Source organism: Sphingopyxis sp., assembly GCF_036675685.1.
Classification (GTDB): domain Bacteria; phylum Pseudomonadota; class Alphaproteobacteria; order Sphingomonadales; family Sphingomonadaceae; genus Sphingopyxis.
The window spans coordinates 195,012-221,164 of the sequence record NZ_JAKFEM010000022.1 but is presented as its reverse complement, the minus strand read 5'-3'; the positions used below and the strand labels follow the sequence as shown (position 1 = coordinate 221,164).

The following is a 26,153-nucleotide window of genomic DNA, read 5'->3' as shown; positions in this document are numbered from 1 at the left end:
GCCACCATGACGTCACCGGACGGGGCGCAGAGCGAGATCATTCGGGATGACTCGCGGTGTCCGGCGCGGTCAGTCGAACCTGGAACCGGTCCTGCGCGAGCGGGTGCATGAAACGTTGATCGCGCAGCAGGATCGCGTCGCCATCCGCCTGCGCAACCGGCATCCGCGCCCAGAAAAGGAAAGCGCGCGCGGCGGGATCGCCCTTCACCCATGTCGCAAGACGCGGGTCGTCCATGCCGATTGGCGCGCCCCGAATATCGATGTCGCCGCCGACCCCCGGCACGAAATGCGCGGTGCCGTACCGCTCCGCCGAGCGCCAGAAGATGTCGCGCTTCCAGAAGGCGAAGGGCGGCGGGCTGGCAACGACGAGCGGGTTCCTATGCCCACCGGCTTGCAAGGCGCCCGTCGCCATGCGTTCGGCGGCACCGGTGATCACGCCGTTGACGAAAACATAGGCGCAAACCGCGGTGAAGCCGATCCACGCCGGGCGCTGCCAGTTCGCCATCCCGCTTCGTTCGCGCCGGAATGACAGCCAGATCGAAACCGCGAGTGCGACCCATATCCACAGATCAATGATGAACAGCGTGTCGCCGTAAAACCAGCGATGGCTGAAGGGTTCGAGCAGCCGAATGCCGTAATTGTTGAGCCAGTCGAGCGCCGGATGGCTGAGGCAGCCGATAGTGGCGAGCGCGAGCAACCAGCCCTTGTGGACGGGCAATCGCCCCGGCGGCCGCTTGCCGCGCCGTTCCTGCCAGCGATCGAAGGCCAACATCAGCGCCCACAACAGGAGCGGAAGCAGAATGAGCGCGATCGGCCCATGCGTGATCCCGCGCCGCATCGACAGCGATTCGATCCCGTAAATCGCGCAGCCCGCATCGATATCGGGCAGGTTCGCCGCGAGGATCAGCGTCGGGATGGCAAGGCCGGTCTTTTTCTTGAGCCCCATCTGGCCAAGAAGGGCACCGACGAGACTGTGAGTCAGATTGTCCATGAATCTGTCTCACACAAAGGCACGAAGGCACAAAGAGTCATTGCCGGGAGGAGGCAAAATAATTGTTGGCGACGCGCTTCACACCATCGCGAAATGTCTCCTGCCCGAAATTGATTAACAGACCGAGTGGCAGTTCCAGCAGGCGCAAATAGGTAAGTAATTGTTTGCCGTGCACAGGAGCCATTCGCTCCACGGATTTCAGCTCAACAACCAGTTGCCGTTCGACAAGAAGGTCGATGCGAAAAGCGTTGTCGATGACTATATTCTTATATGCAATGGGAACAGCTGCTTGCCGCTCTACATTCAAACCGGCATCGCGGAGCGCTTCGGCCATCAGAATTTCATAGACCGATTCGAGAAGTCCCGGTCCAAGATCGCGATGCAAATGAAAGCCGCAGTCAATCGTCGTTCGCGCGATAGCTTCGATATCGAGCGACAACCCCTTTGTGCCTTCGTGCCTTTGTGTGAGATCCGCTATCCCTAAAGCTCGGGACCGCCTTCGGTCACCGTCCAGGTCTGCCCCTTCTTGAGCAGGCTCTGCAGGTCGGCGGTCTTGCCTTCGGCCGCGGCCTGGTTCTGGCGCCAGACGTCGGCTTCGAAAGTCGGACGCGGGTCGTCGTAGAGGACGCCGAGCGCCATCGGGAATTCGCCGAAGCGCATTTCGACAAGCATGTGCGCGACGCTGCGGTTGGTGACGTCATGGACGATTACCCCGGCGGCCTGCCAGTCGCCATCGACGACATCGACGGTCTTGAGGTGGAGCGCCTCGGCATCGAGCGCGATGCCCTTGGTGCCCTTGGCGAACAGCATCGGTTCTCCATTCTGGAGCCACAGCTGGCGATCCTCGGCGCCCTTTGGCGCCGCAAAATCCTCGAACACATCTTTGTTATAGACGATACAGTTCTGGAAAATCTCGATAAATGCCGCACCCTTGTGTGCGTGCGCCGCCTTCAGCACATTCGGCAGTTCCTTCGACACATCGAACCCGCGAGCAACGAAACGCGCACCCGCACCGAGCGCGAAAGCTGCGGGCTGCGCCGGACGGTCGACCGAGCCATAAGGTGTCGAGGGACTGGTAGTCCCGACTCGGCTGGTCGGCGAATATTGCCCCTTGGTCAGCCCGTAAATCTCGTTGTTGAACAGCATGATCTGGCAATCGAGATTGCGGCGGATCAGGTGCATCGTGTGGTTGCCGCCGATCGACAGCCCGTCGCCGTCGCCGGTGACGATCCAGATGTCGAGGTCCGGATTGGCGAGCTTCAGCCCCGTCGCGAACGCCGGCGCGCGGCCGTGGATCGTGTGGAAGCCATAGGTTTCCATATAATAGGGGAAACGCGACGAGCAGCCGATGCCGCTGACGAACACGGTGTTTTCGGGCGTCGTGCCGATCTCGGGCATCGTGCGCTGCACGGCTTTGAGAATTGCATAGTCGCCGCAGCCGGGACACCAGCGAACTTCCTGATCGGTTTCCCAGTCTTTCAGCGTGGTCGCGCGGGCGATGGGGGTTACCTGATTCACTTCAATGCCTCCTCGATGGCGGCTTCGATCTCGGCGATGGTGAAGGGCTGGCCCGACACCTTGTTCACCGGTTTGGCGTCGATCAGATACTGGTCGCGCAGCACGGTCTTGAGCTGGCCGGTGTTCATTTCGGGCACGACGACCTTGTCATAACTTTTGAGCAACTCGCCAAGATTGGCGGGCAGCGGCCAGATATGGCGGATGTGGATGTGGCTGACGTCCTGCCCCTCGGCGCGCTTGCGGCGCACTGCCTGATGGATCGGGCCGAAGGTCGAGCCCCAACCGACGATCGCGAGCTTGCCGCCTTCGGCGCCGAGTTCGACGACCTGGTCAGGAACCTTGATGCCGTCGATCTTGGCCTTGCGGATGTCGGTCATCGCCTGGTGGTTCGACGCCTCGTAATTGATGTGCCCGGTGTCGAGTTCCTTCTCGATCCCGCCGATGCGGTGGAGCAGGCCGGGCGTGCCGGGCTTGACCCACGGACGCTTGAGCTTTTCGTCGCGGCCATAGGGCTTGAAGCCGCCTTCGGGCACTTCGGTGAGGAATTCGACCGGGAAGGCTTCGTAGGTCGTCAGGTCGGGCACCGCCCACGGTTCGGCGGCATTGGCGATATAACCGTCGGTCAGCAGCATCACGGGCGTCATATATTGCACCGCGACCCGCACCGCCTCGATCGCGCATTCGAACGCGTCGCCGGGCGAGCGCGCGGCGATGACGGGCATCGGCGCGTCGCCGTTGCGGCCATAGACCGCCTGATACAGATCCGATTGCTCGGTCTTGGTGGGCAGGCCGGTCGAGGGGCCGCCGCGCTGCGAGTTGACGATGACGAGCGGCAGCTCGGTCATGATCGCGAGGCCCATCGCCTCGCCCTTCAGCGCGATGCCCGGACCCGACGAACTGGTGACGCCGAGCGAGCCGCCATAGCTCGCGCCGATCGCCGAGCAGATCGCGGCGATTTCGTCCTCGGCCTGGAAGGTCGTGACGTCATATTCCTTGAGCCGCGACAGATGATGCAGGATCGCCGATGCCGGGGTGATTGGATAGCCGCCGAAGAACATCGGCAGCTTCGCCAGCTGCGCACCCGCGACGAGGCCGAGCGCGATGCCCTCGGCACCCGTCAGCGTACGGTAGAGGCCCGGCGCGACGGGCGCGGGATCGACATGATGCTGCTTGAGCGGCCCCGCGAGCTCGGCGGTCTCGCCATAGGCGTGCCCGGCGTTGAGCGCGGCGATATTGGCGGCGGCGAGGTCGGGCGCTTTCGCGAACTTTGCGTTAAGCCAGTCGACCAGCGGCGCGCGGTCGCGGTCGAACATCCAGAGCGCGAGCCCCAGCGTCCACATATTCTTGCAGCGCAGCGCTTCCTTGTTGCCGAGCCCGAAGGGCTTCACGGCATCCATCGTCAGCTGGCTGATGTTAAGCTTGAGCAGCTGCCACTTCGCGAGGCTGCCGTCGTCGAGCGGGTTCGCCGCATATTTCGCCTTGGCGAGATTCCGGTCGTTGAATTCGCCCTCGTCGGCGATGATCAGCCCGCCCTGCTTGAGCGACGGGACATTGGTCTTGAGCGCCGCGGGGTTCATCGCGACGAGCACGTCGGGCGCGTCGCCCGCGGTATCGATCGCCGACGATCCGAAATTGATCTGGAACGCCGACACGCCGAACAACGTGCCCTGCGGCGCGCGGATTTCGGCAGGGAAATCGGGGAAAGTCGCAAAGTCGTTGCCCGCGAGCGCCGACGACAGCGTAAACTGACCGCCGGTCAGCTGCATTCCGTCGCCACTGTCTCCGGCAAACCTGACTACTACCGCATCCGAAAGGGGGGACGACCGTTTGTCGGTTACGTCCACTACCGCTGTCGCCATTTTCTCTTCTGCCTTGAATCTTGCGAACCTGTGACATTGGCCTAGGCCTGTGGGCGCGAAGCCGCAATTCAGAAAAAATTGTGCGCTGCAAACTTCAAACGCCCGATTGGGTTGCCAATTGCCATTGAATTATCCGCCGCGATGCCGAATAGCGGCACAAAGAAAATAGCGAGGGACCAGACAGGATGACCGACGGCACCACCCATTATACGCGCCCCGATGTGGCGGCGTTCCTCGCCTTCCTCAACGCGCAGGAGGGGCCCAAGATGGAAGATATGCCGCCCGAGGGTGGGCGTGAGATGTTCCGGGTGATGGGCCAACTTGCCGACGTTCCGCGCGGCGAGATTGCAAAGGTCGAGGATCGGACGATCCCCGGCGCTGCGGGCGAGATTCGAATCCGGATCTATGACAACCGCCCCGACCGCGAAGTCGGACCGGTGATGGTCTTCTATCACGGCGGCGGCTGGGTGATCGGCGACCTCGACACGCACGATCCCTATTGCGCCGAAGCCGCGCGCCAGCTCGACATGCCGGTGATCGCGGTCGATTATCGCCTCGCGCCCGAACATCCCTTCCCCGCCGCGCCCGACGATTGCGAGGCCGCGACGCGCTGGGTCGCCGACAATATTCCGTGCACCGGGCTGGTCCTGTCAGGCGAGAGCGCCGGCGGCAACCTCACCATCGCCACCGCGCTGACGCTCCGCGACACGCCAGCTTCGAAACCGGTCATCGCGATTCATCCGATCTACCCCGCGGTCACGACGCACGACGATTGGCAGAGCTACCGCGATTTCGGCGAAGGCCATCTGCTGACGCAGGGCAGCATGACCTGGTTCGGCAATCATTATGCGGCGGACCCCGCCGACTATCGCGCCGCTCCGCTCGATTTCCCGGCCGAGGGCCTGCCGCCGACGCTGCTCGTCACCGCCGGGCTGGATCCGCTGCGCGACCAGGGCCGCGCCTATGCCGCCAAGCTGGTCGAGGCGGGTGTGCCGACGACCTATCGCGAGGCGACAGGCAATATCCATGGCTATATCAACCTGTCGCAAGGCATCCCGAGCGCGAAGGACGACATCCGCAGTGCCCTGGGGGTTCTGAAGGCGATCGTCGCCGAAGCCAGCGCATGATCGACCATAGCGCCCTTCCCTATCGCCCCTGCGCCGGGGTGATGCTGGCGAACCGCGACGGCCGCATCTTCGTCGGCCAGCGACTCGATACGACGAGCGAGGCGTGGCAGATGCCGCAGGGCGGGATCGATGACGGCGAGAACCCCGAGGAAGCGGCGATCCGCGAGCTGGGCGAAGAAACCGGCATCCACGGTGGGCTGGTCGAAATCATCGCGCGCAGCCGCGAGGAATATTTCTATGATCTGCCTGACCATCTGATCGGCAAGATGTGGGGCGGCAAATATCGCGGCCAGCGCCAGCATTGGTTCCTGATGCGCTTCATGGGCGAAGACAGCGACGTCAATATCCACACCAGGCACCAGGAGTTTCGCGCCTGGAAATGGGCCGAACTCGACGAGATCGAGAAACTGATCGTGCCCTTCAAGCGCGTACTTTATCGCGGGCTGGTCGAGGAATTCGGCCCGCTCGTCTGATCCTTCAGCCCCAGCGCGGTGCGAAAGACATCGGCGAACATTTCGGGCGTCAGGCGTCCGGTGTTCGTGTTGTAGCGCGAACAATGATAGCTGTCGATCAAGCGGCGCCCATCGGAAAGCCGATGTACCGCGCCATGCGCAAAGGGATGCGCCGCAAGCCGCTCGCCCGCTGCGCGCAGTGCGGCATCATGCGCGATCCGGCCTAGCGCGACGATTACGCGGACCTTCGGCAATGCAGCCAATTGCGCTTCAAAAAATGGCCGGCAAGTGACGATTTCCACAGGCGTCGGTTTGTTCTGCGGCGGCAGGCATTTGACGCTGTTGACGATGATTGCGCCGTCAAGCGTCAGCCCATCGTCGACGCGGCTGTCGTAATGCCCCCTGCTCAGCCCGAATTCGGCAAGCGTCGCGAACAGCAAGTCACCGGCATAGTCGCCGGTGAACGGGCGGCCGGTACGGTTGGCGCCGTGCTTGCCGGGCGCGAGGCCCGCCAACGCGAGCCAGGCGTCGGGATCACCAAAGGCATAGACCGGCGCATTCCACCAATCAGGATGCTCGGCCTGGCATTCGCGGCGGAGCGCGACCAGTCGCGGGCAGCGGGGACAGTCGCGGGGCGGCTCGGTGCCGGGCAATGGGCTTACAATCTCCACGCATCTGCGATAGGCGCGGGCGCATGAGCAACGCAACGCCGCTTCCCCTTTATGCGATCAGCCTCGGCTCGAACCGTCGCCATGTTCGGTTCGGCGACCCCCGGCAGGTGCTGATGGCGGCGCTCGCCGCGCTCGAAAGCGACGACATCGAAGCCGTTGATGCCAGCCCGATCATCGCCAGCGCGCCGCTCGGCCCGTCACGCCGCCGCTATGCCAACGCGGTGGCGCTCGTCGCCTCGCCGCTGAGCCCGCCCGAGATGCTCGAGCGGCTGCAGGCGATCGAGGCCGCGTTCGGACGCCGCACCGGCCAGCGCTGGAGCGCGCGGACACTCGATCTCGACATCTTGCTCTGGTCGGGCGGCGCCTGGTCCGACGCGGCACTGAATATTCCGCATCCTGCGCTGACGACACGCGATTTCGTACTCGGTCCGCTACGCGCGATCGCCCCCGACTGGCGCCACCCGCTGAACAGTCACACGGTCCGGCAAATGGCGGCGCGTCTCGTGCGGGCAAAGCCGGTTGACCGCGCCGCTTCGCCGCACTAGGGCGACGGCTCATTTTGCGCGCCGCGATATTCAGGGCGCCGGGATGGGCCCTTAGCTCAGTCGGTAGAGCAACTGACTTTTAATCAGTAGGTCGCTGGTTCGAACCCAGCAGGGCTCACCATCTCCATCTTACCTGTCGGACGCCGCGATTTCCGTGCGACTTGTCGCACCGGGCGCCAATAGCGCGGGCAATGGTTGGTAGTGCGTCCCAGATAGAATAGAGCGAGCGGCCAAAGGCATCGTCGCTCGAATGGAGGCTAGGCAACGAATGAAGATTCTTCTGACGGGCGGCGCGGGATATATCGGCAGTCACGTAGCCGCCGCGCTTATGTCCTCGGGACACGAAATTGTCTGTTTCGACAATTTGTCGAACAGCGATGCAACCGTGATGGATCGCCTCGAAGCGATCACCGATACTGCGATCCCACTGGTCAAGGGCGACATCCGCGATGGCGACGCGTTGCGCCAGGTCTTGAACGAATATGCCGTCGAAGCCGTGATCCATTTCGCGGGCCTCAAGGCTGTCGGTGAATCGGTCGCCGAACCGATCAAATATTACGACAATAATGTTCGCGGCACATTGACGCTGCTCGAGGCGATGCGCGATTGCGGCGTGAAGACCTTGGTCTTCTCGTCGAGCGCGACCGTCTATGGCGAACCGCAGTATCTGCCGCTCGACGAAAACCACCCGACCTCGGCGACCAATCCCTACGGCCGTACCAAGCTGATGATCGAGCAGATGCTGGCCGATGTCGCCGCCGCCGACCCCGAATGGCGCGTTGCGATCCTGCGCTATTTCAATCCGGTCGGCGCGCATGACAGCGGACTGATCGGCGAAAACCCGAACGGCATTCCCAACAATCTGATGCCCTTTATCAGCCGCGTCGCCGCCGGGCGCCTCGACGAACTATCGGTGTTCGGGAGCGACTATGACACGCCCGACGGGACTGGCGTGCGCGACTATATCCATGTCGTCGACCTGGCCGACGGCCATGTCGCCGCGCTCGACGCGATAACCCGGACGGACCAGGCGCTGTCGACCTGGAACCTCGGTACCGGACAGGGCTATTCGGTGCTCGACATGGTCGAGGCTTTCGTGCGCGTGAACGGGGTGCGAATCCCCTATCGCATCGCGCCGCGCCGCGACGGCGACGTCGCCAGCTGCTTCGCGAGTCCCGAGCGCGCCGAGCGCGAACTCGGCTGGAAGGCAAGCCGCGACCTCGATGCCATGTGTCTGTCGAGCTGGAATTTCGAGCGTCTGCTGGCGATGCGAAACGCGGACTAGCCCAGCCAGCCAGCCGTCTGCACCAGCACCCACAGGCCGATCGCGAAGAACAGCGCTGCGGCAACCATGCGAACCTTCGCGAGATCGACGCGTTTCAGCAGTTCCTGGCCGAGGAAAATCGCGGGCACATTGGCGATCATCATGCCGAGCGTGGTTCCCGCGGTCACCGCGATGACGTCATGATATTGCGCGCCAAGCGCGATCGTCGCGACCTGTGTCTTGTCGCCCATCTCAACGAGAAAGAAGGCGACCAGCGTGGTCAGGAACGCCCCGAATCGCGGTTTGGGCGCGTCATCGTCATCGAACTTGTCGGGGATCAGCGTCCATGCCGCCATCGCGATGAACGACGCGCCGATCGCATAGCGGAAGATCGGGCTGTCGAGAAAAGCGGCGGCCTGCGCGCCAAGCAGCGCCGCAAGCGCATGATTCGCGAGCGTCGCGACCAAAATGCCGAGGATGATCGGCAGCGGGCGATTGAAGCGTGTCGCGAGCAAAATCGCGAGCAGCTGCGTCTTGTCGCCGATTTCGGCGAGCGCGACGACCGCGGTCGAGGTGAACAAGGCTTCCATGCAAAACTCCGGGGCCGGGCGGCAGCGAACTCCAACGGACATCGGTCCCCGCCACCCGGCCCGGGCGAAGGGTTCGATGCCATTGGTCTCGCCCAAGCGGTTTCCCGCTTCCACCGCACCACGACCTCTCGGCCGAGTATGTTGACACGGTGGCCCGTCCCGAAGGACGGCTGGCTACTCCCCAGATGACGGGGGCGGATTAGTCGGGTTGACGGTTTCTGGCAAGGGTTCGGGATGAACGCGCGGAATTCTTCCGCCTGCCTCGACCTTATGCACGGGTGCCTTTCCCGTATCGCCGTTGGCTTCGTGTTCGGCAATATCTGCATCCATCGCCTTGGCCCGCGCCTCGACTTCCTTGGCCGCCTTGTCGTAGCGCTCCTCGAAATCGGGTTCGTCCTTGCACGCGGCGAGCAGCAGAAGCGGCACGAGGATCGCAGCGGCGCGCATCAATAATCCTTGCGATACCGGATGCTGAGGTTCGACTGGCCCGAGCCGCCGGCCTGGCTGAGCAGCGACAGCGCCGGGGTCAGGCTGATTTCGAGCTGGGTCGCGGTATAGCCGCGCGCGTCGGTGATCACCTCCAGATAGATGTCCTTGGTGATATATTGCCCGGCGGCGAGCGCCGCGCCGCGCCCGACGGTGTCGTCGGGGCCGAGGATACGCAACCGGTCGATTCCCGTCGCCGACTGGAGCGCGCCGAGCGGGCTCAATCCGCCGCCCCCGCTGCTCAGCGTGTTGAGCGACGAGGCGAGCTGCACCGCCTGCAACGGCGACAGCGTGGTGATCGAATCGCCGAACAGGATGCGCGACACGATTTCGTCCTGCGGCAGGCCCGGCACGCTCGAAAAGGCGATCTGCGGATTGCTGGCGCGGCCGCTCACGCTGACGTTGACCGTGACGGTTTCGATCGTGTCGCTCGCGAGCAGGCGGATCGCGGGATCATAGGCATCGCCGGTCGGAAAGGTCACCCTGCCCTCTTCGAGCTCGAACGAGCGGCCCGCGAAGCCCAATGTGCCGCGCACCAACTCGATCTCGCCGGTGACGCGCGGCGCCTCGGTAGTGCCACGCAGCACGATGTCCGCTTTCCATTCGGATTCGAGCCCCATGCCGGTGACATAGATTTCGTCGGGCGCCTTCAGCGCGATGTCGAGGCGGATGAGGTCGAACAAGCTACCGCCGACTGCGGCAAGCCCGTCGCCGCTGATCCGCTGGCGCCCCGCGGGCGGTTTGCGCCGGACCCCGGTGAGCACCGGGACCTGCGCGGCGCCCTCGCGCACGATCTTGTAGCGGGTTTCGGGAAGGCTGAGGCTACCCGACAGCAGCGCGGTCTGCCCGGCCACCTTCTCCAGCGTCAGGTTGCCCGTCGCGCGCGCGGCAATATTTTCGCTGCGGGCAAGGCGCGCATTGTCGAGCGTGGCGACAATATTCATCGGATAACCGTCGGCCTGCGCAAGGCTGATATAGCCCTTGGCCTGCACACTGCCATCGCCAGCGGTCGCGGTGAGCTGGTCGATCTCGAGCCGGTTGCCGGTGAAGCGGCCGCCCACGACCATGTTCGTGAGGCGCGTGCCATAGGTCTGGTTTTCATAGACCATGTCCTTGCCGCGCACGACGCCGTCGAGGCACGGGTCGGAGACACGGCAGCTGAAATCGGCGGCGACCGCGATCGGGCCCGTTACATGCTGGTCGGCGGGACCGAAGAAGGAATAGAGCGTGTCGGCGGGGCCGTTGTAACGGATGCCGCCGCCGAGCGGCGCGGCCATCAGCCGTTCGGTCCAGCCGCCTGCCCCGGGGCCGAGCGGGCGCAGCGACGCCTGCATCCGCCCGATCACGCTGCCGCGCTTGCGCATCACCGCGCGCGCCTCGCCACCGTCGCTCAGCAGCTTGCCAGCGAAATTGACATCGACCGGCTGGCTCACCGATGCGGCCGTCGTGCGCGTGAAGCCGGTGATCGTCAGCCGGGCATCGGCGCGCGGGAAGCTTTCGGAACTGGCCTGCTCGAAATCGAGGCTGCCTGTCGCGCGCCCGCCGAGCCCCATGTCGGGATAGACGGCGTTGAGGATCGCCATGTTGACGCGCTCGAGCCGGCTCTGGATCATGATCCCGTCGCCGAAGCGTCCGGCGATCCGCGCGCGGCTGCCGCGGCCGAGGTTGACGGTGGTCGGCAGCAGTTCATAGCCGTCGGTGCCGGGGATGATGCGCGCAGGCGATGTGGTGCGGAAATTGATGCCTGTCGCGCGACCCTGCACCGAGGCGCGCCAGAGCTTGGGCCGGAGATCGGCGTTCGCGGCAATGCGGAACGGCACGCCGCTGATGCCTTCGACCAGCGCCTGCGCCTTGCCGCTGCCGTTACGATAATCGATCTTCACGCGCCCGACGGCGATGTCATAGTCGCGGATGCGCGTCTGGGCGATCTGGATGTCGGCGACGATATGCGGGGTGTCGTAGAGCGTGACATCGGCATCGACGATCGCCGACCCGACCGCGAGCTTGGCCGGTCCGGGAAGCACGACATCGTTGGCGCGAACGTTGATCGCCGCCGCCTGATATTTGCCGTCGGCGCTCAGTCGGACAAGGCCGCCCAGCCCCTGCCCCGATGCGTCGAGCCGACCGACGAAGGGGCCGGCGTCGCTCTTCACCAACTTTCCGTTGAACCCGATGCCCGATAGATCGCCGCGTTCGACATCGATCGTCAGCGGCCCCTTCGCCACCAGCAGCACGACATCGGCCGACAGCGGCCCATAATCGGTGTCGCCCGTCGCCGCGAGGCGATAGCCGTTCGGCGCGCCGTTGATCTTCGCCACCAGATTGGCGAGCCCGATGCCAAGCCCGGGGCGTTCGGCGGTAACCACCGCGCGCGGGTTGCTGATCGTCCCGGCAAGCTGGACCCCGACGGGCCCATAGTCGGTCGAACTGGCACGCGCCGCGAGCTGGATCTGGCCGTTCGGCGCATAACTCCCTTGCCCGCTCGTGATCCGCAGGCGCGGGGCCGACATCCGCAAATTGGCGAAGCGGATCATGCCGTCGGTGCCATAGCGCACGTCACTCGATGCGGTCGCATTGCCGCCGAGGAAGTCGCGCACGCCCGAGTTGAACAGCCGCGTCGAACGCGCGCGGACGCGGCCGACAATCTCAAAACCGCCGCGCGGCGCGGTCTTGAGGTCGGCATCGGTGTCGATGTCGAAAATGCCGACGCTTTCGATCCGGTAATCGTTGATCCGCCCGTCGATCGCGCCGGTGTAGAAGCCCTTGTTGAGATCGGCGATGAGGATCGCCTTCGCATCGATGCGCGGCGAGCGCAGGCGCAGATTATCGCTGAGGATGCGGCCATTGCTATATGCGAGGTCGCCGTCGAGCCGGACCGCGACGAGCGTTCCGCCCGCGACGGTATCGAGCCCGCGAATGCGCGCCGCGCGGCCCGAAACGGGGATGAATATCTGGTCTGTATCGACCCGCGCCTTGCCCGCGAGCATCAGCCCCTCGACGATGATGTCGTTGAACGCCAGGCTGTTCGCGTTCGCCTGATATTCGACCGTCGGCAGCGCGAATGCGCCGTCGAGCTTCGCCGTCGCGCGCAACCCGTTAGCGCGCACGGCGGGGGCAATCGCGCCGGGGCGCAATATATTGACCGCGAGTTGCAGCCCGTCGTAGCGGCTGGCGCCAAGATCGATCCCGCCGCTGATCCCGAGCCGCGCCGCATCCGAAGACAGTCGCCCGTCGATCGCGGCTTTACGTTCCTCGAGTCGCGCGGTCAGATCGATCGCGGTTTCAGTGCCCAGCATCTCCGACATCGGCCCGGCCAGCAGCCGCGAGGCCTGCGCTATGCCCTTTGCCGTGAAGGTGCCGTCGCGAGCCGTCAGCGCGACCCGCGCCAGCGGCGCGGTGCCGAGATTCGCGGTCAGATTGCCGTTCCAAACCTTCCAGTCGCCGCGCCCGTCGAGCTTTGCGGTCAGCGGCTCCTTGAACCCGCCCATCGCCGCGAGCACACCCCCTTGCGGCGCATTCACGTCGAGCGTCATGGCAAGCCGGTTCGCCTCGGGCACCGCGTCAAGCACCAGCGCCAGCGTATCGCCCTTGGCATTGGCGCCGATCGTTTCGGCGTTGGCGGTGACCTGCGCGCGGCGGTCGGCGATCGCGATCTTGCCTGCGATCCGCGCTTCCTGGCGCTCGCCCGCGACCGCGGGTTCGAAGATGAAGCGGTCGATGCGCAGCATACCGACATCGATGTCGAGATCGGGTAACAGCGGTTCGCCGGTATCGGGAACGACTTTGAACTCGGGCAATTTCCGCATCGTCATCGTCGCGGCGGTCGCCGAACGGACGTCGACATGGTTCGCGAGATAGCGGATCGGCCGCCAGTCGACCTTTACCTCGGGCGATGCGAGGAAAACGCCTTTCGGGTCGGACAGGGTGAAATCACGGATGACCATCTGGCCGTAAAGCGACCCGTCGAGGCGGCCGATGCCGATCTTCATCCCGTTTTCGAATTCATATTTCTCGATCTGGGTGACGACGAAGCGCCGCCCGGCGTCGCTGTTCAGCCCGACGAGGAACAAGGCGAAGAGCAGGACAAGCCCAAGCAGGGTCAAGCCGATCCAGCGCAGGATCGTGAGCGGCCACGAACGCGGCTTCGCGGTCACGGTCTCGTCGCTGGCGAAGGGCGCATCCTCGGCCATCAGAAGGCCTGCCCGATCGAGACATAGACGCTAACGCGCGCCTCGCCCGGCTTGCGCCCGATCGGGGTCGCTATGTCGAAGCGCATTGGACCGAAATTGGTGTAATAGCGCGCACCAATGCCGGCACCGAAGCGAAGGTTGGAGAAGGTCGGGGTCGATCCACGATAGACCTGCCCAGCATCGACGAAGCCGACGACGCCGAAATTGCCGAAGCGATAACGCCCCTCGAACGCGGCTTCCGCAACGCTGCGCCCGCCAATCGGGTCGTTATTGGGATCTTTGGGCCCGAGTTCCTGATAGCCGAAGCCGCGCACCGACCCGCCGCCACCGGCATAGAAACGCCGCGAGGGGGCGAGCCGCTCGCGCGCCGCGCCGATGATCGACCCGACACGCACGCGCCCCGCGAGCACGATGCTGTCGGTCACCGGATAATAGCCGCTGACGTCGATCCGTGTCCGCGCATAGGGCGAAAATTTGCCGGCGAGCGATCCCTCGGGCTGGATCAGCGTGGTGATACGGAAACCCTTGGTCGGATCGAGCAGGCTGTCGGTGCGGTCCATCCCGACCTGCCCGGTCAGCCCGAGGATCGTGTAAAAGTCGTTCTTCCGCTCGCCCAGCGTGAAGTCATAATCGTCTTCGCGGGTCGCGATCAGTTCGGCACCATAGGCATAGGTGAATTTCTTCTGCCAGATCGGGGTCGAGTCATAGCTGACGCGCGCCGCGACGCGGCCGGTGATCGCGTTGAACGCATCGTAATTGCTGCGCGTGATTTCGGTGACGAGCTCGAAAGTGCGGTCGCGGCGCCCGGCGTTCGAGCGGCGCAGCGTCGCGCCGATCCCCTGCTCCTGCGTGCCCAGCACGCCGCGAAAGATCAGCGCGCCTTCGGGTGGCAGCAGGTTGCGATGCGTCCAGCTGCCTTCCAGCCGGATGCCTTCGCCGGTGCCATAGCCCGCGCTGGCTGCCAGCGTGCGCGGCGGGCCGGCGTCCTGCGTGACAAGCATCGTCACATATTCGGTATCGTCGCCCGCGCTCTCACCCGTCGGCTGCGGTTCGGCGGCGACGGTCGAGAACAGCCCGGTGGCGACAAGCGCCTGCCTGAGGTCGTCGACCTTGCGGCTGTCGTACAGGTCGCCGCGCTTGAAGCGCGCCAGCACCTCGACATGCTCGGCATCGAACGCGAGATCGCCCGTCGTCTCGATCCCGCCGAAACGCGACCTTTTGCCGATGTCGACCGGCAGCGTGTAAACGCCGTCGCCGGTAGCGCCGTCGAGCAGGATGTCGCGCTGCCCAACCTTGGCAAAGGGATAGCCTTCTTCGGGGAGCTTGAGCGCAATCGCGGCCTCCGCGCCCTGGATACGCTGGGCGACGATCGGCTCGCCAACGCTGAGCGGGAAATTATCGGCGATCAAGGCTGGCGGAACCGTCGGCGCCGCATTGATCACGATGTCGGACAATGTGTAGCGCTTGCCGGGCTTCACATCGATGATCGCGGTAACGGGCTGACCGCGCTCGCGATTTTCCCCGCCGCGATCGATGCGTGTATCGACCACCGCATCATAATAACCCTCGGACGCGAGGATGCGCTGCATCAGCTCGCCATCGGCGCTCAACCGGGCGCGGATCATCGCCGCATTATCGGCCTTGCCATCGCCGTCGTAGAGCGCCGACAGATCGCCGAACAGATCCGCAAGGTCGACGTCGGTGCTGTCGTCGGCCGGCACCAGCCCGTTGACCTGCACGGTATAGGCGATGCTGATATTGTCCTCGTCGTCTTCGGCCTCGGCAAACTGGACCGGCTCGACATCGAAGCTTTCGAGCGGCGGCAGCGGGGCGGCCAGTTCGCTGTCGCTGATCGGCGCGTCGCCGATCGCTTCGACGGCGTCACCGTCGGCCAGCGCGGGAACCGGGACCCCGTCGACCAGTGGCGGCTGCGCCTCGACAATCGCCTCACCCGCCGTCTCGACCGCCTTGGCGGCTTCGGCAGCCTGGCGCTTTTCGAAGTCGGCGATCGATTCGAGCGGGCGATCGAGCTCGGTGTCATCCTCCGCGCTGATCGACGGGATCGCCTTCTCGAACTCCTCATCCTCGATAATCGGCGCGACTTCGGGCAGCTGCCCATCAGGCGGCGGCGGCGTCGGTGCCGCGATGGGTTCGCTCTTTGCCGTTTCAACCGTCGGCACGACCTTGGGCGGCGCGACCTGCTGGGCATGGACGGCGCCTGCCCATGCCAGGCAAAGGAAAGACGTTGCGCCGATCAGAAGCGACCGCATCCGCAAGGACCGGCGCCAGGACGAGTCACAGAAATTTTCAGATTTTTTCATCTGCTGGCCACCGATGCGCACTTGTGGCTTGCGAGATATGGCTGTGCAACCCGTTTCTCCCCGTTCGACAAGCTAACTCTCCGACAATGGGACAGTTCCCCGGCGATGCGGCGAGTTGCGGCGATACAGAAATCAGGAATCGACGCCGAACAGGTCGCGGCTATAAACCTTGTCGGAGACATCGGCTAATTCCTCGGTCACCCGATTGGCGATGATCACGTCGGATTCGGCTTTGAACGCGGCCAGATCGCGCACGACACGCGAGTTGAACAGCCTCTCGTCCTCGATCAGCGGTTCGTAGACGATGACCTCGACCCCCTTGGCCTTGATCCGCTTCATTACGCCAAGGATGCTGCTGGCGCGGAAATTGTCCGATCCGGCCTTCATCGCAAGGCGGTGGATGCCGACCACGCGCGGACCGCGCTTCAGCACTTCGGACGCCACGAAATCCTTGCGCGTCGTGTTCGACGACACGATCGCCTGGATCAGATTCTGCGGCACCTCCTTGTAATTGGCCAGCATCTGCTTGGTGTCCTTGGGCAGGCAATAGCCGCCATAGCCAAAGGACGGATTGTTGTAGAATTGCCCGATGCGCGGATCGAGGCACACGCCCTCGATGATCTGCCGCGAATCCGCGCCATGTGTCGCGGCATAGGTGTCGAGCTCGTTGAAGAAGGCGACGCGCATCGCAAGATAGGTGTTGGCGAACAGCTTGATCGCCTCGGCCTCGGTATTGCCGGTCTGCAAAATCGCCGTTTCGGGCTTGAGCGACGCGCCCAGCAACAGCTGCGCGAACTCCGCCGCGCGCGGATGGGTGTTGCCGATGATGATCCGCGACGGGTGGAGATTGTCGAACAGCGCGCGCCCTTCGCGGAGGAACTCGGGCGAGAAGACGATCGCATCGGTGCCATGTTCGACGCGCATCCGGTCGGTGAAGCCGACGGGAACGGTCGATTTGACGACGATCAACGCGCGGGGAGCCATCCGCAAGGCGTCGGCGATGACCGTTTCGACCGAACCGGTGTTGAAATAATTGGTATCGGGATCATAGTCGGTCGGCGTCGCGACGACGACGAAATCGGCGCCCTCATAGGCCGTTTTCCTGTTGGTCGTCGCTTCCAGGTTCAGCTCGCGGTTCGCCAGATAATCCTCGATCTCGGGATCGGCGATCGGAGAGACGCGCGCGTTGATCTGTTCGACCTTGCGGCTGTCGATGTCGAGCGCGACTACTTCATTGTGCTGTGCCAGCAAAATGGCGTTTGAAATTCCGACATAGCCAGTTCCGACAACTGCGATTTTTACCGGGGAGTTCGGCACGATGGTTTGTTCCTCTGTCATGCGGGCGCCGCCCCCCTAACAGGCAGGGGGCGATCGCTCAACAGCAACCATCACGGGCCTGCCAAGCCGCCGATTGCGGCGTTCAGGTTCCGCAAAAGGTTGTATAAGGGCCCGAATCCTTCGGTGCAGGCTGCGCATAAGCGGCCCATTCGGCGCGGGTCGCATAGGGATTCCGGACAACATCCAGAAGTTCGAGCCACGGCGCCATATCGCCCCCCTCCGCCGCCTCCAGCACCATTTCGACCCGGTGGTTGCGCGGAATGTAGAGCGGGTTCACCGCGTCCATGGTATCGGCCCGTTCGAGCGGGGCGATCGCTTCGCGCTCGAGCTGTCCCCACCAGTGCGAGATCCACGGCGCCATAGTCTCGGCGTTCGGCAACAGGCCCTGCATCATCGCGCCGTCGCCGCGCAGCAGTTGGGCGAGGGCGCGGAAAAAGGAAGTGAAGTCGACCGCATGCTGCTCGAGTTCGGCGAACAGGGAATCGATCAGCTCGGCATCGGCGTCGTCCGCCTGCGTGAGGCCCAGCTTGGCGCGCACGCGATCGAACCATGCCCGGCGGAACCGTTCCGGAATCTCGGCGACCAGGTCCTTGGCGCGATCGACGTCGGCGGGATCGACGGCATGGATCGCGGGCAACAGCGCTTCGGCGAAGCGCGCCATGTTCCAGTGCATGATCGTCGGCTGGCGGCCATAGGCGTAGCGGCCGTTCGTGTCGATCGAGCTGAACACCATCTCGGCGGCGAAGCGGTCCATGAACGCGCAAGGGCCATAATCGATCGTTTCGCCGCTGATCGCGACATTGTCGGTGTTCACGACACCATGAACAAACCCGACGCCAAGCCAATGCGCGACCAGTTCGCACTGGAGACCGGTAACCCGGTCGAGCAGCGCCAGATGCGGATTGGGCGCATCGACCAGATCGGGGAAATGACGCCGGATGCTGTAGTCGGACAATTGCGTGACATGATCGGCTCCGAAATGGGCCGCAAAAAACTGGAAGGTTCCGACGCGGATGTGGCTGCTCGCGACCCGCGTGAGCACCGCGCCGGGATGCGTCCGCTCACGTTGCACGCGATCGCCGGTGGCCACAGCGGCGAGCGCACGCGTCGTCGGAACACCCATCGCCGCCATCGCTTCGGATATCAGAAATTCGCGCAGCACCGGCCCGATCGCCGCACGGCCGTCGCCATTGCGCGAAAAGGCCGTTGGCCCCGAGCCCTTGAGCTGAACATCGAAGCGCGCGCCGTCGGGCGCGACGATCTCTCCCAACAGCAACGCGCGACCATCGCCCAGTTGGGGAGAGAAATGACCGAATTGGTGTCCGGCATAAGCGAGCGCCAGCGGGTCGGCGCCGTCGGGCAGCGCCTGCCCCGAAAACAGCCGCGCCAGTTGCTCCGTATCGACACCGTCAGCATCAAGCCCCAGCCGTTCGGCGAGGGCGTGGTTGAAAACCAGAAGCTTCGGTGCCGACGGCTTCGCGGCTTCGGCGGGGGCGTAAAAGCCCTCCATGCCATCGTGAAAGCTGTTGTCGAACACAAACTTCATACAGCATCTCCCTACTCTGGATATGTAGATCCTCTGTCGCGATTGCAAACTTCGAACCTCGCCGGCTGCGGCATTTCCGTCGCCGGTGATGAACTTCATGGTTGCCGGATAGCCGCTTCGGACAGAATGCCTCCACTGCCTGTTGTGCTGGCGCGGGCGAGCCTCTATGGGATCGCCGACGCACTCCCCCAGCCCCCATGCGCAGACACGAACTCACATGAAGCGAATTTTCGACGTCCTGCTCGGCCTTGCGCTCGCTCCGATCGCCCTCGTCGCTTGCGTTCTGGTTGCGCTGCCGATCGTGCTTGAATCGCGGGCATCGCCGCTCTTTTTCCAGACCCGCCTCGGCGTTCGCGAGCGCCCCTTCCGGTTGCTGAAGCTGCGGACGATGCACGTGGCGACGCCCAGCGTCGCGTCGCACGAGGTCGGCGCGAACAATATCCTTGTTACAGGACGCCTGCTTCGGCAGCTGAAGATCGACGAACTGCCACAGATATGGAACGTGTTGAACGGTACGATGTCCTTCGTGGGGCCGAGACCGGGCCTGCCCAATCAGCTCGACCTGACCGAAGCGCGGCGCCGACATGACGTCTTCGCACTTGTTCCTGGCATAACCGGCGTTGCGCAGATCCGTGGAATCGACATGTCGACGCCCGAACGATTGGCGGAAGTCGACAAGACTTATGATCAGCCGTGGTCGCTTGCGCGCGATCTCCGCATATTGTGGGCGACGGCCACTGGCGCGGGAGCGGGCGATGCCGCCGCGAGCGCCGCGGGCCGATGAATAGTGGGTCAATCCTCGTCGTTGGCGCGAACGGTGAACTCGGCCGCGCGCTGCTTCACGAACTCGGTCCGGGCATCGCGATCGCTGCAACGCGCAACGGAGAGTCGCCCTTGCCAGGTTTCGAGCATGCGCGGCTGGGAGTCGATGGCGCGCCGCCGCCCAACGCGCTGGAGCGTTGTCGCGCAGTGATCAACGCGGCGGGAAGCGTGAACGGCGACAACGCGGCGCTCGACGCCGCAAACATTCGCCTGCCGTTGGCGATCGCCCGCGCGGCGAAAGCCGCCGGCGTCGCGAAAATGGTGCAAGTCAGCAGCTTCGCCATTCTCGGCACCGCGGACCATATTGATGACCGGACCCCGGAAAGGCCAATCAGCGCCTATGGCCGTTCCAAGGCCGAAGGCGACCGGGAAATCCAGGCCCTCGCCGGCGACGCGTTTGCGGTCGAAAGCCTCCGTTTGCCGTTCATGTTTTCCGCGACCAAGCCGGGCCTTCTATCGCCTTTGCTGGCGCTGGCCACAAGGGCAAGAGTTCTGCCGATGGCATCGGGCACCCCCCTTCGCCGCTCGATGCTGACCTATGCCGGCGCTGCGCAGCAGTTGGCCGATTGCGCGGTCACCGGCCATAGCGGCAAATCGTTCGCTGCCGACCCGCTCCTGTTCGACTATCCGTTGTTCACGTCGATCCTTGCCGATGAAGCCGGCGTGAAGGTGCGGCTTCTGGCTATCCCGCAAGCCATCGCCTCGGGCATCGACCGGCTTTTGCCTTCGGTCGGACGGCGCCTCTTCCGGTCGAGCGTCCTCGATCCGCACGCAAATCGCGCGCACGGCCAGCAATTGGGGCTCGAAAACGAGCTGCGCCAACTAGTGAGAGCGCGATACTACAAATAGATCAAACCGCCCCGCTCGCACCGACCTACTGACACCCGCCTCGACAACGCAGACTTGCTCGGATATGGGCGGCCACCTGCAGACATTAAGGACCTCTATGACCCCGTTTCAGCTTGACGATGCCTCGATTTTCCTCACGGGAGGCACCGGCTCATTTGGCAAGGCTTTTGTCCGCCATGTCGTTGAAAATTCAACGCCCCGCCGACTGGTCATTTTCTCGCGCGACGAGCTGAAACAGTTCGAAATGGCGCAAGAGTTTTCGGAAGCGCGCTATCCGTTCCTGCGCTATTTCATCGGTGACGTCCGCGACGCCGAGCGCGTTCGCCGCGCTATCGAGGGGACCGACACGGTTATCCACGCGGCTGCGCTCAAACAGGTGCCCGCAGCGGAATACAATCCGTTCGAATGCATCAAGACGAACATCATGGGCGCGCAGAACATCATCGAGGCGTGCCTCGACGCCGGCGTCAAGCGCGTCGTCGCGCTTTCGACCGACAAGGCGGCGGCGCCGGTCAACCTCTATGGCGCGACCAAGCTCTGTTCGGACAAGCTGTTCATCGCGGCGAACAATATCCGGGGCAACCGCGACATCCAGTTCAGCGTCGTTCGTTACGGTAATGTGATGGGCAGCCGCGGATCGGTCATTCCCTTCTTCATGGGGCGCCGCGACCAGGGCAACCTGCCGATCACCGACCCGGCGATGACCCGCTTCAACATCTCGCTCGACGGCGGCGTCGACCTCGTCATGTGGGCGCTGAACAATGCCGAGGGCGGCGAGATCCTCGTCCCCAAGATTCCCTCCTACAGGGTCACCGACGTTGCGACCGCCGTGGCGCCCGACGCGCGCCAGGAAATCATCGGCATCCGCCCGGGCGAAAAGATTCACGAGGAAATGATCACCGCCAGCGACAGCCCCAATACGGTCGACATGGGCGAATATTACGCCATCCTGCCGCCGGGAGATCCCGACGCCGTCGATCATTATTGCAACCATCGCGGTGGCAAGCGCGTCGCGCCTGGATTCTGCTACGACAGCGGGACCAATGACAATTTCCTGACCGTCGAGGAAATCCGCACCCTGATACGGCAGCATATCGACCCCGGTTTTTGAACCGGTCATGGCAAGCATAATCCCCTACAGCTGCCAGGATATCACCGAGGCGGATATCGCAGCCGTAGCCGAGGTCCTGCGCGCACCATTCCTGACACAAGGCCCGGCCGTGCCGAAATTCGAGGCCGAATTCGCGGCGCTTCACGGTGTCGAGCATGGCATCGCGATCGCCAATGCAACCGCGGGGCTGCACATCGCCTGCATGGCGCTGGGCGCGGGTCCCGGCGTCCATGTATGGACCTCGCCGAACAGCTTCGTCGCCTCGGCGAATTGCGCGCGCTATTGCGGGGCGACCGTCGGCTTTGTCGACATCGATCCCGGCACCCGCAACATGTCGGTCGACCGCCTCACCGAAAAGCTGGCGCAAGCCGAAGCAGAAGGCATGCTGCCCGGCATCGTCATCCCGGTCGATTTTGCCGGCTTCCCATGCGACATGAAGGAAATCCGCGCACTCGCCGATCGTTATGGTTTTCGGATCATTTCGGACAGTTCGCACGCGGTCGGCGCGACCTATCATGGCGAGCCCGTCGGTCGATATGCCGACATCACGGTGTTCAGCTTTCACCCGGTGAAGATCATCACCACGGGCGAAGGCGGGCTTTGCCTGACGAACGACGCCGGTCTCGCCGACAGCATGCGCAAGGCACGGAGCCACGGCATCACGCGCGATCCGGCCGAAATGGAGCAGGCGCCCGACGGTCCCTGGTATTATGAGCAGGTCAGTCTCGGCTATAATTACCGGCTCACCGATATCCAGGCCGCGCTCGGCTCGGCGCAGCTAACGCGGCTGGCCGAACGCGAGGCGCGGCGCGACTTCCTCGCCCGCCGCTACGACGACGCGCTCGCCGCTCTTCCGCTGCGCCTGCCGCCGCGGTCGAACGACCGGACGTCGGCGCATCACCTGTATGTCATCGAGGTCGACGAAGACCGCACCGAGCGCACACGGACCGAGATTTACGAACAGCTGCGCAGCGACGCGATTTCGCCCAATGTCCATTATATCCCGATCCACCTGCAGCCCGATTTCAAGCGGCTCGGTTTCGCGGCGGGCGACTTTCCGGCGAGCGAGGCCTATTATCGCCGCGCCATCACCATTCCCCTGTTCCCCACCATGACCGAAGAGCAGCAGGACCGCGTCATCGCGTCCCTCACCCGCGCTCTGACTTGAGTATTTAGGAGATTATTCGTGGAGCTTCGTTACTGTGTTCGCTGCGTCATACCGCACACCAAACCGGATTTGCGGATCGATAACGAAGGCGTTTGCAACGCGTGCCGCTCGTACGAACAGCGCACCGAAGTCGACTGGGACAGCCGCCACAAGGAGCTGGTCGAGGTCACCGACCGCTATCGCAGCAAGGACGGCAGCAATTGGGACTGCATCGTCCCGGTCAGCGGCGGCAAGGACAGCACCTATCAGGTGATCCGCATGCTCCAGCTAGGCATGAATCCGCTTTGCGTCACCGCGACAACATGTCATCTGTCGGAAATTGGCCGCAAGAACATCCAGAACATCAAGGACCTCGGCGTCGACTATGTCGAGTTCAGTCCCAATCCCGTCGTCCGGCGCAAGCTCAACCGCATCGGCCTGACCGATGTCGGCGACATCAGCTGGCCCGAACATGTCGGCATTTTCACCATCCCCGTCCGTGCCGCGGTCCAGTATGGCGTGCCGCTGATCGTCTGGGGCGAAAATTCGCAGAATGAATATGGCGGCCCCGCAGCGGCGGCGGAAGACAATGTCCTGACGCGCCGCTGGCTCGAAGAGTTCGGCGGGCTTCTCGGCATGCGCGTCAGCGATCTCGTCGGGGTCGATGGCATCGAGCAGCGCCACCTTGTCCCTTACAGCTATCCGACCGACGAGGAACTGGCGCGCGTCGGCGTAACCGGCATCTTCCTTGGCCATTACCTCCCGTGGGACGGCTATGCCAATGCGCTGATCTCGCAGGCTTTCGGTTTCACCAGCGTGTCGACGACGGTCGAAGGATCGATCGTTAACTACGAGAATCTCGACAATCTGCAGACCGGGATCCACGACTATTTCAAATTCCTGAAGTTCGGGTTCGGCCGTTCGACCGACATCGCCTGCTTGCACGTCCGCCGCGGCCGCATCACGCGGCAGGATGCGCTGCAGATGGTCAAGCTGCACGACGGCAAATTCCCGTGGACCTATCTCGGCGTGCCGATCGAGCAGATCCTCGAACCGCTGGGCATGGGCGTAGACGAATTCGTCGAGATTTGCGATCGCTTCACCAACAAGGCGATCTTCAAGACCGACGGGCGCGGTAATCTGGTCAAGGATCGCCACGGCAACCTGACCAAGCTCAACGACGACAACGTCTGAGGAACCAAGGGCATGACCGTCCTTATCGTCGATTATGGGATGGGCAATATCGCCTCGGCCCGCCGCGCAATCGAAGAGTGCGGCGGACGAGCCCTGGTCAGCGACGATCCGGCCGACATCAAGGTCGCGGACCGGATCGTCGTCCCGGGCGTCGGCGCCTTTCCGCAGGCGATGGGACGGCTGCGCGAGGGCGGATGGGTCGACGCGCTGCGTTCGGCGGTCCATGACGACGGGCTGCCGCTGCTTGGCGTGTGCCTCGGCATGCAGTTGCTTGCGGACGAAAGCGACGAAGTCGCGAAAACACAGGGCCTCGGGCTGATTCCGGGGCGGATCGAACGGATCCTTCCCGTCGATGCATCCGAACGCGTGCCGCATGTCGGGTGGAACGAGGTTCGCCACCGCGACGGCGCGCTGTTCGACGGCATCCCCTCGGGCGCCGATTTCTACTTCGTCCACAGCTTCCGTTTTGTCCCGGCCAGCCACGACAACATCCTCGCAACGACGCCCTATGCCCGCGAGACCGTTTCGGCGGTCGGTTCGGGCCGGGTCGCGGGCGTCCAGTTCCACCCTGAAAAAAGCTCGCGCGCCGGATTTCGCCTGCTCAAGAACTTCCTCGCACTGTAAAGCCCCTGCATGCTCAAGACCCGTGTCATTCCGACCCTGCTGATGCGAGAGGTCAATCTGGTGAAGGGGCCAGCGTTCGACAGTTGGCGCGCGGTCGGCGCGCCGATGCAATCAGTCAAGGTCTTCAACCGCCGCGACGTCGATGAACTGATCCTGCTCGACATCGCCGCGACGCCCGCCGGACGCGGCCCCGATATCGACATGGTCGCAACGCTGGCGCAGGAATGTTTTGTGCCGCTTACGGTGGGCGGCGGTATCACGCGGCTCGAACATATCCGCCAGCTGCTGCTGGTCGGCGCGGACAAGGTTTCGATCAATAGCGCCGCCTATTGCGATCCGGCGCTGGTCACATCGGCGTCCGATGCCTATGGCGCGCAGTGCATCGTCGCCGCCATCGACTATCGCACCCATGCCGACGGCCGCCGCGAATGCTTCACGCGTTGCGGCACCGAGGCGACGGGCCGCGATCCCGTCGAATGGGCGCAGGAACTCGAGCGCCTCGGCGCGGGCGAGGTTCAGGTCACGTCGATCGAGCGCGACAGCCTGATGGAAGGATATGATCTCCAGACGATCGCCGATGTGTCGGCCGCGGTGTCGATCCCGGTGATCGCCAGCGGCGGCGCGGGCAATTACGTCCATATGGAGGAAGCGGTCAAAGCCGGCGCGTCCGCCGTATCCGCCGCGAGCATCTATCTCTTCACCCAGGCCACGCCGCTCGAGGCGAAGGCGCATCTTGCTGCCGCGGGCATCCCCGTCCGCAGCCATTATCAGGGCTGATCGATGCGCATCGCCGCGATCATCCAGGCCCGCATGGGATCGAGCCGCCTTCCCGGCAAGATCCTCGAGCCGCTCGCTGGCAAGACAGTTCTGCAACGGGTCATCGAACGCGTCGCCGCATCGGGCGCTTTCGACGAGGTCGTTGTCGCCACCACCGTCCGGCCGATCGACGATGTCGCCGCCGAGCACGCGGCGCAATATGGCGCCTCCGTCGTGCGCGGCGACGAGGATAACGTCCTTTCGCGCTACGGTCTTGCCGCCGCCGCGAGCAACGCCGACGCCATCATGCGCATCACCGCCGACTGCCCGTTGATCGATCCCGATATCCTCGGCGCGATGGTCGACCGATTCCGCGTGGGCGACGCCGATCTCGTCAGCAACTGCGTAAGGCGCAGCTTTCCGCGCGGCCTCGACGCCGAACTCTTCTCGCGCGCGGCGCTCGACATCATGCTGGCCGAACCGATGACCGCGCCGCAGCGTGAACATGTCACGCCTTTCCTCTATGCGCATCCCGAACGCTTCCGTATCGTCAGCCATGAATGGCCCCAAGACCTGTCGGACTATCGCCTGACGCTCGACACGCCCGAGGATCTCGACCTGCTGACCCGCATTTTCAACGCCGCGCCCGACCCCGATACCATTCGATTGGCGGACGTCGTGGTGCTGCTTCAAACCCACCCCGATTGGTGTTCGATCAACGCCCATATCGAACAGAAAAAGATCTAAGGAGA

At 64.0% G+C, this 26,153-nt stretch carries 23 protein-coding genes, 1 tRNA gene and 1 riboswitch; of the genes, 13 read left to right on the top strand and 11 right to left on the bottom strand.

Features of this window, described 5'->3' with window-relative positions; translation table 11 throughout:
* Nucleotides 1–37: 37 nt before the first annotated feature.
* From V6M50_RS10415 to V6M50_RS10400, 4 genes are read right to left on the bottom strand one after another with little or no spacing between them, the layout of a single operon-like run.
* A complete protein-coding gene (locus V6M50_RS10415; protein ID WP_332818492.1) occupies nucleotides 38–991 on the bottom strand; it encodes a metal-dependent hydrolase in 954 nt (317 codons plus the stop codon).
* A gap of 37 nt (nucleotides 992–1,028) precedes the next feature.
* The gene (locus V6M50_RS10410) at nucleotides 1,029–1,430 is read right to left on the bottom strand and encodes a GxxExxY protein (protein ID WP_332818491.1); all 402 of its coding nucleotides are present in this window, start codon (nucleotides 1,428–1,430) and stop codon (nucleotides 1,029–1,031) included.
* 41 nt (nucleotides 1,431–1,471) lie between these two features.
* Entirely contained in the window at nucleotides 1,472–2,509 is a 1,038-nt protein-coding gene (locus V6M50_RS10405) for a 2-oxoacid:ferredoxin oxidoreductase subunit beta (RefSeq protein WP_332818490.1), read from the bottom strand.
* Nucleotides 2,506–4,368: a 2-oxoacid:acceptor oxidoreductase subunit alpha gene (locus tag V6M50_RS10400; RefSeq protein WP_332818489.1), complete on the bottom strand. Its 1,863-nt coding sequence runs from the start codon at nucleotides 4,366–4,368 to the stop codon at nucleotides 2,506–2,508. Before V6M50_RS10400 ends, V6M50_RS10405 begins: the two co-directional genes overlap by 4 nt.
* 185 nt (nucleotides 4,369–4,553) lie before the next feature.
* Between V6M50_RS10400 and V6M50_RS10395 the strand changes: the two genes are divergently transcribed.
* Together V6M50_RS10395 and V6M50_RS10390 are read left to right on the top strand one after the other, a co-directional pair.
* Nucleotides 4,554–5,495 carry an alpha/beta hydrolase gene (locus V6M50_RS10395; RefSeq protein ID WP_332818488.1) on the top strand — a complete coding sequence of 314 codons (942 nt, stop codon included), beginning with the start codon at nucleotides 4,554–4,556 and terminating at the stop codon, nucleotides 5,493–5,495.
* Nucleotides 5,492–5,968: an RNA pyrophosphohydrolase gene (locus V6M50_RS10390; protein WP_332818487.1), complete on the top strand. Its 477-nt coding sequence runs from the start codon at nucleotides 5,492–5,494 to the stop codon at nucleotides 5,966–5,968. Before V6M50_RS10395 ends, V6M50_RS10390 begins: the two co-directional genes overlap by 4 nt.
* Here V6M50_RS10390 and V6M50_RS10385 read toward each other — a convergent pair.
* Nucleotides 5,929–6,618, bottom strand: a complete 690-nt coding sequence (locus tag V6M50_RS10385; RefSeq protein WP_332818486.1) for a uracil-DNA glycosylase — start codon at nucleotides 6,616–6,618, stop codon at nucleotides 5,929–5,931. The genes V6M50_RS10390 and V6M50_RS10385 overlap by 40 nt on opposite strands.
* Before the next feature lie 23 nt (nucleotides 6,619–6,641).
* Between V6M50_RS10385 and folK the strand changes: the two genes are divergently transcribed.
* The 3 genes from folK (at nucleotide 6,642) to galE (ending at nucleotide 8,448) form a co-directional block, all read left to right on the top strand.
* Complete coding sequence (folK, locus tag V6M50_RS10380; RefSeq protein ID WP_332818485.1) at nucleotides 6,642–7,163, top strand: 2-amino-4-hydroxy-6-hydroxymethyldihydropteridine diphosphokinase; 522 nt, start codon at nucleotides 6,642–6,644, stop codon at nucleotides 7,161–7,163.
* A 45-nt stretch (nucleotides 7,164–7,208) separates the two neighbouring features.
* A tRNA-Lys gene (locus V6M50_RS10375) sits at nucleotides 7,209–7,284 on the top strand.
* A 147-nt stretch (nucleotides 7,285–7,431) separates the two neighbouring features.
* Nucleotides 7,432–8,448 (top strand): UDP-glucose 4-epimerase GalE, encoded by a 1,017-nt coding sequence (galE, locus tag V6M50_RS10370; RefSeq protein ID WP_332818484.1) that lies wholly within the window; start codon nucleotides 7,432–7,434, stop codon nucleotides 8,446–8,448.
* Here galE and V6M50_RS10365 read toward each other — a convergent pair.
* The 6 genes from V6M50_RS10365 to V6M50_RS10340 all read right to left on the bottom strand — a co-directional run bounded on the left by V6M50_RS10365 (nucleotide 8,445) and on the right by V6M50_RS10340 (nucleotide 18,898).
* The gene (locus V6M50_RS10365; RefSeq protein ID WP_332818483.1) at nucleotides 8,445–9,017 is read right to left on the bottom strand and encodes a TMEM165/GDT1 family protein; all 573 of its coding nucleotides are present in this window, start codon (nucleotides 9,015–9,017) and stop codon (nucleotides 8,445–8,447) included. The two genes, galE and V6M50_RS10365, sit on opposite strands and share 4 nt — an antisense overlap.
* Nucleotides 9,018–9,033: 16 nt before the next feature.
* Nucleotides 9,034–9,221: riboswitch (yybP-ykoY riboswitch) on the bottom strand.
* Nucleotides 9,192–9,464 carry a hypothetical protein gene (locus V6M50_RS10360; protein ID WP_332818482.1) on the bottom strand — a complete coding sequence of 91 codons (273 nt, stop codon included), beginning with the start codon at nucleotides 9,462–9,464 and terminating at the stop codon, nucleotides 9,192–9,194. Its footprint overlaps the riboswitch before it by 30 nt.
* Complete coding sequence (locus V6M50_RS10355) at nucleotides 9,464–13,693, bottom strand: translocation/assembly module TamB domain-containing protein (protein ID WP_332818481.1); 4,230 nt, start codon at nucleotides 13,691–13,693, stop codon at nucleotides 9,464–9,466. Before V6M50_RS10355 ends, V6M50_RS10360 begins: the two co-directional genes overlap by 1 nt.
* Nucleotides 13,693–15,963 (bottom strand): autotransporter assembly complex protein TamA, encoded by a 2,271-nt coding sequence (locus V6M50_RS10350; RefSeq protein ID WP_332818480.1) that lies wholly within the window; start codon nucleotides 15,961–15,963, stop codon nucleotides 13,693–13,695. The genes V6M50_RS10355 and V6M50_RS10350 overlap by 1 nt, the downstream gene beginning before the upstream one ends.
* A gap of 183 nt (nucleotides 15,964–16,146) precedes the next feature.
* Nucleotides 16,147–17,352 (bottom strand): nucleotide sugar dehydrogenase, encoded by a 1,206-nt coding sequence (locus V6M50_RS10345; RefSeq protein WP_332818479.1) that lies wholly within the window; start codon nucleotides 17,350–17,352, stop codon nucleotides 16,147–16,149.
* Between the two features lie 82 nt (nucleotides 17,353–17,434).
* Entirely contained in the window at nucleotides 17,435–18,898 is a 1,464-nt protein-coding gene (locus V6M50_RS10340) for a protein adenylyltransferase SelO (protein WP_332818478.1), read from the bottom strand.
* Between the two features lie 217 nt (nucleotides 18,899–19,115).
* Between V6M50_RS10340 and V6M50_RS10335 the strand changes: the two genes are divergently transcribed.
* The 8 genes from V6M50_RS10335 (at nucleotide 19,116) to V6M50_RS10300 (ending at nucleotide 26,148) form a co-directional block, all read left to right on the top strand.
* Nucleotides 19,116–19,682: a sugar transferase gene (locus V6M50_RS10335; RefSeq protein ID WP_332818477.1), complete on the top strand. Its 567-nt coding sequence runs from the start codon at nucleotides 19,116–19,118 to the stop codon at nucleotides 19,680–19,682.
* Nucleotides 19,622–20,569, top strand: coding sequence for an NAD-dependent epimerase/dehydratase family protein (locus V6M50_RS10330; RefSeq protein WP_332818476.1), 948 nt, complete (start codon nucleotides 19,622–19,624; stop codon nucleotides 20,567–20,569). The genes V6M50_RS10335 and V6M50_RS10330 overlap by 61 nt, the downstream gene beginning before the upstream one ends.
* A gap of 97 nt (nucleotides 20,570–20,666) precedes the next feature.
* Nucleotides 20,667–21,680, top strand: coding sequence for a UDP-N-acetylglucosamine 4,6-dehydratase (inverting) (pseB, locus tag V6M50_RS10325; RefSeq protein ID WP_332818475.1), 1,014 nt, complete (start codon nucleotides 20,667–20,669; stop codon nucleotides 21,678–21,680).
* Nucleotides 21,681–21,687: 7 nt separating this feature from the next.
* Nucleotides 21,688–22,848: a UDP-4-amino-4,6-dideoxy-N-acetyl-beta-L-altrosamine transaminase gene (gene pseC / locus V6M50_RS10320; RefSeq protein WP_332818474.1), complete on the top strand. Its 1,161-nt coding sequence runs from the start codon at nucleotides 21,688–21,690 to the stop codon at nucleotides 22,846–22,848.
* An 18-nt stretch (nucleotides 22,849–22,866) separates the two neighbouring features.
* Nucleotides 22,867–24,021, top strand: a complete 1,155-nt coding sequence (locus tag V6M50_RS10315) for an N-acetyl sugar amidotransferase (protein ID WP_332818473.1) — start codon at nucleotides 22,867–22,869, stop codon at nucleotides 24,019–24,021.
* A gap of 12 nt (nucleotides 24,022–24,033) precedes the next feature.
* Nucleotides 24,034–24,645, top strand: a complete 612-nt coding sequence (gene hisH, locus V6M50_RS10310; RefSeq protein WP_332818472.1) for an imidazole glycerol phosphate synthase subunit HisH — start codon at nucleotides 24,034–24,036, stop codon at nucleotides 24,643–24,645.
* A 9-nt stretch (nucleotides 24,646–24,654) separates the two neighbouring features.
* Nucleotides 24,655–25,422, top strand: a complete 768-nt coding sequence (hisF, locus tag V6M50_RS10305) for an imidazole glycerol phosphate synthase subunit HisF (protein ID WP_332818471.1) — start codon at nucleotides 24,655–24,657, stop codon at nucleotides 25,420–25,422.
* Nucleotides 25,423–25,425: 3 nt separating this feature from the next.
* Complete coding sequence (locus V6M50_RS10300) at nucleotides 25,426–26,148, top strand: glycosyltransferase family protein (RefSeq protein ID WP_332818470.1); 723 nt, start codon at nucleotides 25,426–25,428, stop codon at nucleotides 26,146–26,148.
* The last annotated feature ends 5 nt before the right edge of the window (nucleotides 26,149–26,153 follow it).

Coding starts and splice junctions, on each gene's coding strand:
- galE (WP_332818484.1), top strand. CDS start 7,432: ATGAAGATTCTTCTGACGGGCGGCGCGGGATATATCGGCAGTCACGTA.
- V6M50_RS10360 (WP_332818482.1), bottom strand. CDS start 9,464: ATGCGCGCCGCTGCGATCCTCGTGCCGCTTCTGCTGCTCGCCGCGTGC.
- V6M50_RS10395 (WP_332818488.1), top strand. CDS start 4,554: ATGACCGACGGCACCACCCATTATACGCGCCCCGATGTGGCGGCGTTC.
- V6M50_RS10415 (WP_332818492.1), bottom strand. CDS start 991: ATGGACAATCTGACTCACAGTCTCGTCGGTGCCCTTCTTGGCCAGATG.
- V6M50_RS10345 (WP_332818479.1), bottom strand. CDS start 17,352: ATGACAGAGGAACAAACCATCGTGCCGAACTCCCCGGTAAAAATCGCA.
- V6M50_RS10400 (WP_332818489.1), bottom strand. CDS start 4,368: ATGGCGACAGCGGTAGTGGACGTAACCGACAAACGGTCGTCCCCCCTT.
- folK (WP_332818485.1), top strand. CDS start 6,642: ATGAGCAACGCAACGCCGCTTCCCCTTTATGCGATCAGCCTCGGCTCG.
- hisH (WP_332818472.1), top strand. CDS start 24,034: ATGACCGTCCTTATCGTCGATTATGGGATGGGCAATATCGCCTCGGCC.
- V6M50_RS10390 (WP_332818487.1), top strand. CDS start 5,492: ATGATCGACCATAGCGCCCTTCCCTATCGCCCCTGCGCCGGGGTGATG.
- V6M50_RS10355 (WP_332818481.1), bottom strand. CDS start 13,693: ATGGCCGAGGATGCGCCCTTCGCCAGCGACGAGACCGTGACCGCGAAG.
- V6M50_RS10350 (WP_332818480.1), bottom strand. CDS start 15,963: ATGCGGTCGCTTCTGATCGGCGCAACGTCTTTCCTTTGCCTGGCATGG.
- V6M50_RS10335 (WP_332818477.1), top strand. CDS start 19,116: ATGAAGCGAATTTTCGACGTCCTGCTCGGCCTTGCGCTCGCTCCGATC.
- V6M50_RS10365 (WP_332818483.1), bottom strand. CDS start 9,017: ATGGAAGCCTTGTTCACCTCGACCGCGGTCGTCGCGCTCGCCGAAATC.
- V6M50_RS10340 (WP_332818478.1), bottom strand. CDS start 18,898: ATGAAGTTTGTGTTCGACAACAGCTTTCACGATGGCATGGAGGGCTTT.
- V6M50_RS10300 (WP_332818470.1), top strand. CDS start 25,426: ATGCGCATCGCCGCGATCATCCAGGCCCGCATGGGATCGAGCCGCCTT.
- pseB (WP_332818475.1), top strand. CDS start 20,667: ATGACCCCGTTTCAGCTTGACGATGCCTCGATTTTCCTCACGGGAGGC.
- pseC (WP_332818474.1), top strand. CDS start 21,688: ATGGCAAGCATAATCCCCTACAGCTGCCAGGATATCACCGAGGCGGAT.
- hisF (WP_332818471.1), top strand. CDS start 24,655: ATGCTCAAGACCCGTGTCATTCCGACCCTGCTGATGCGAGAGGTCAAT.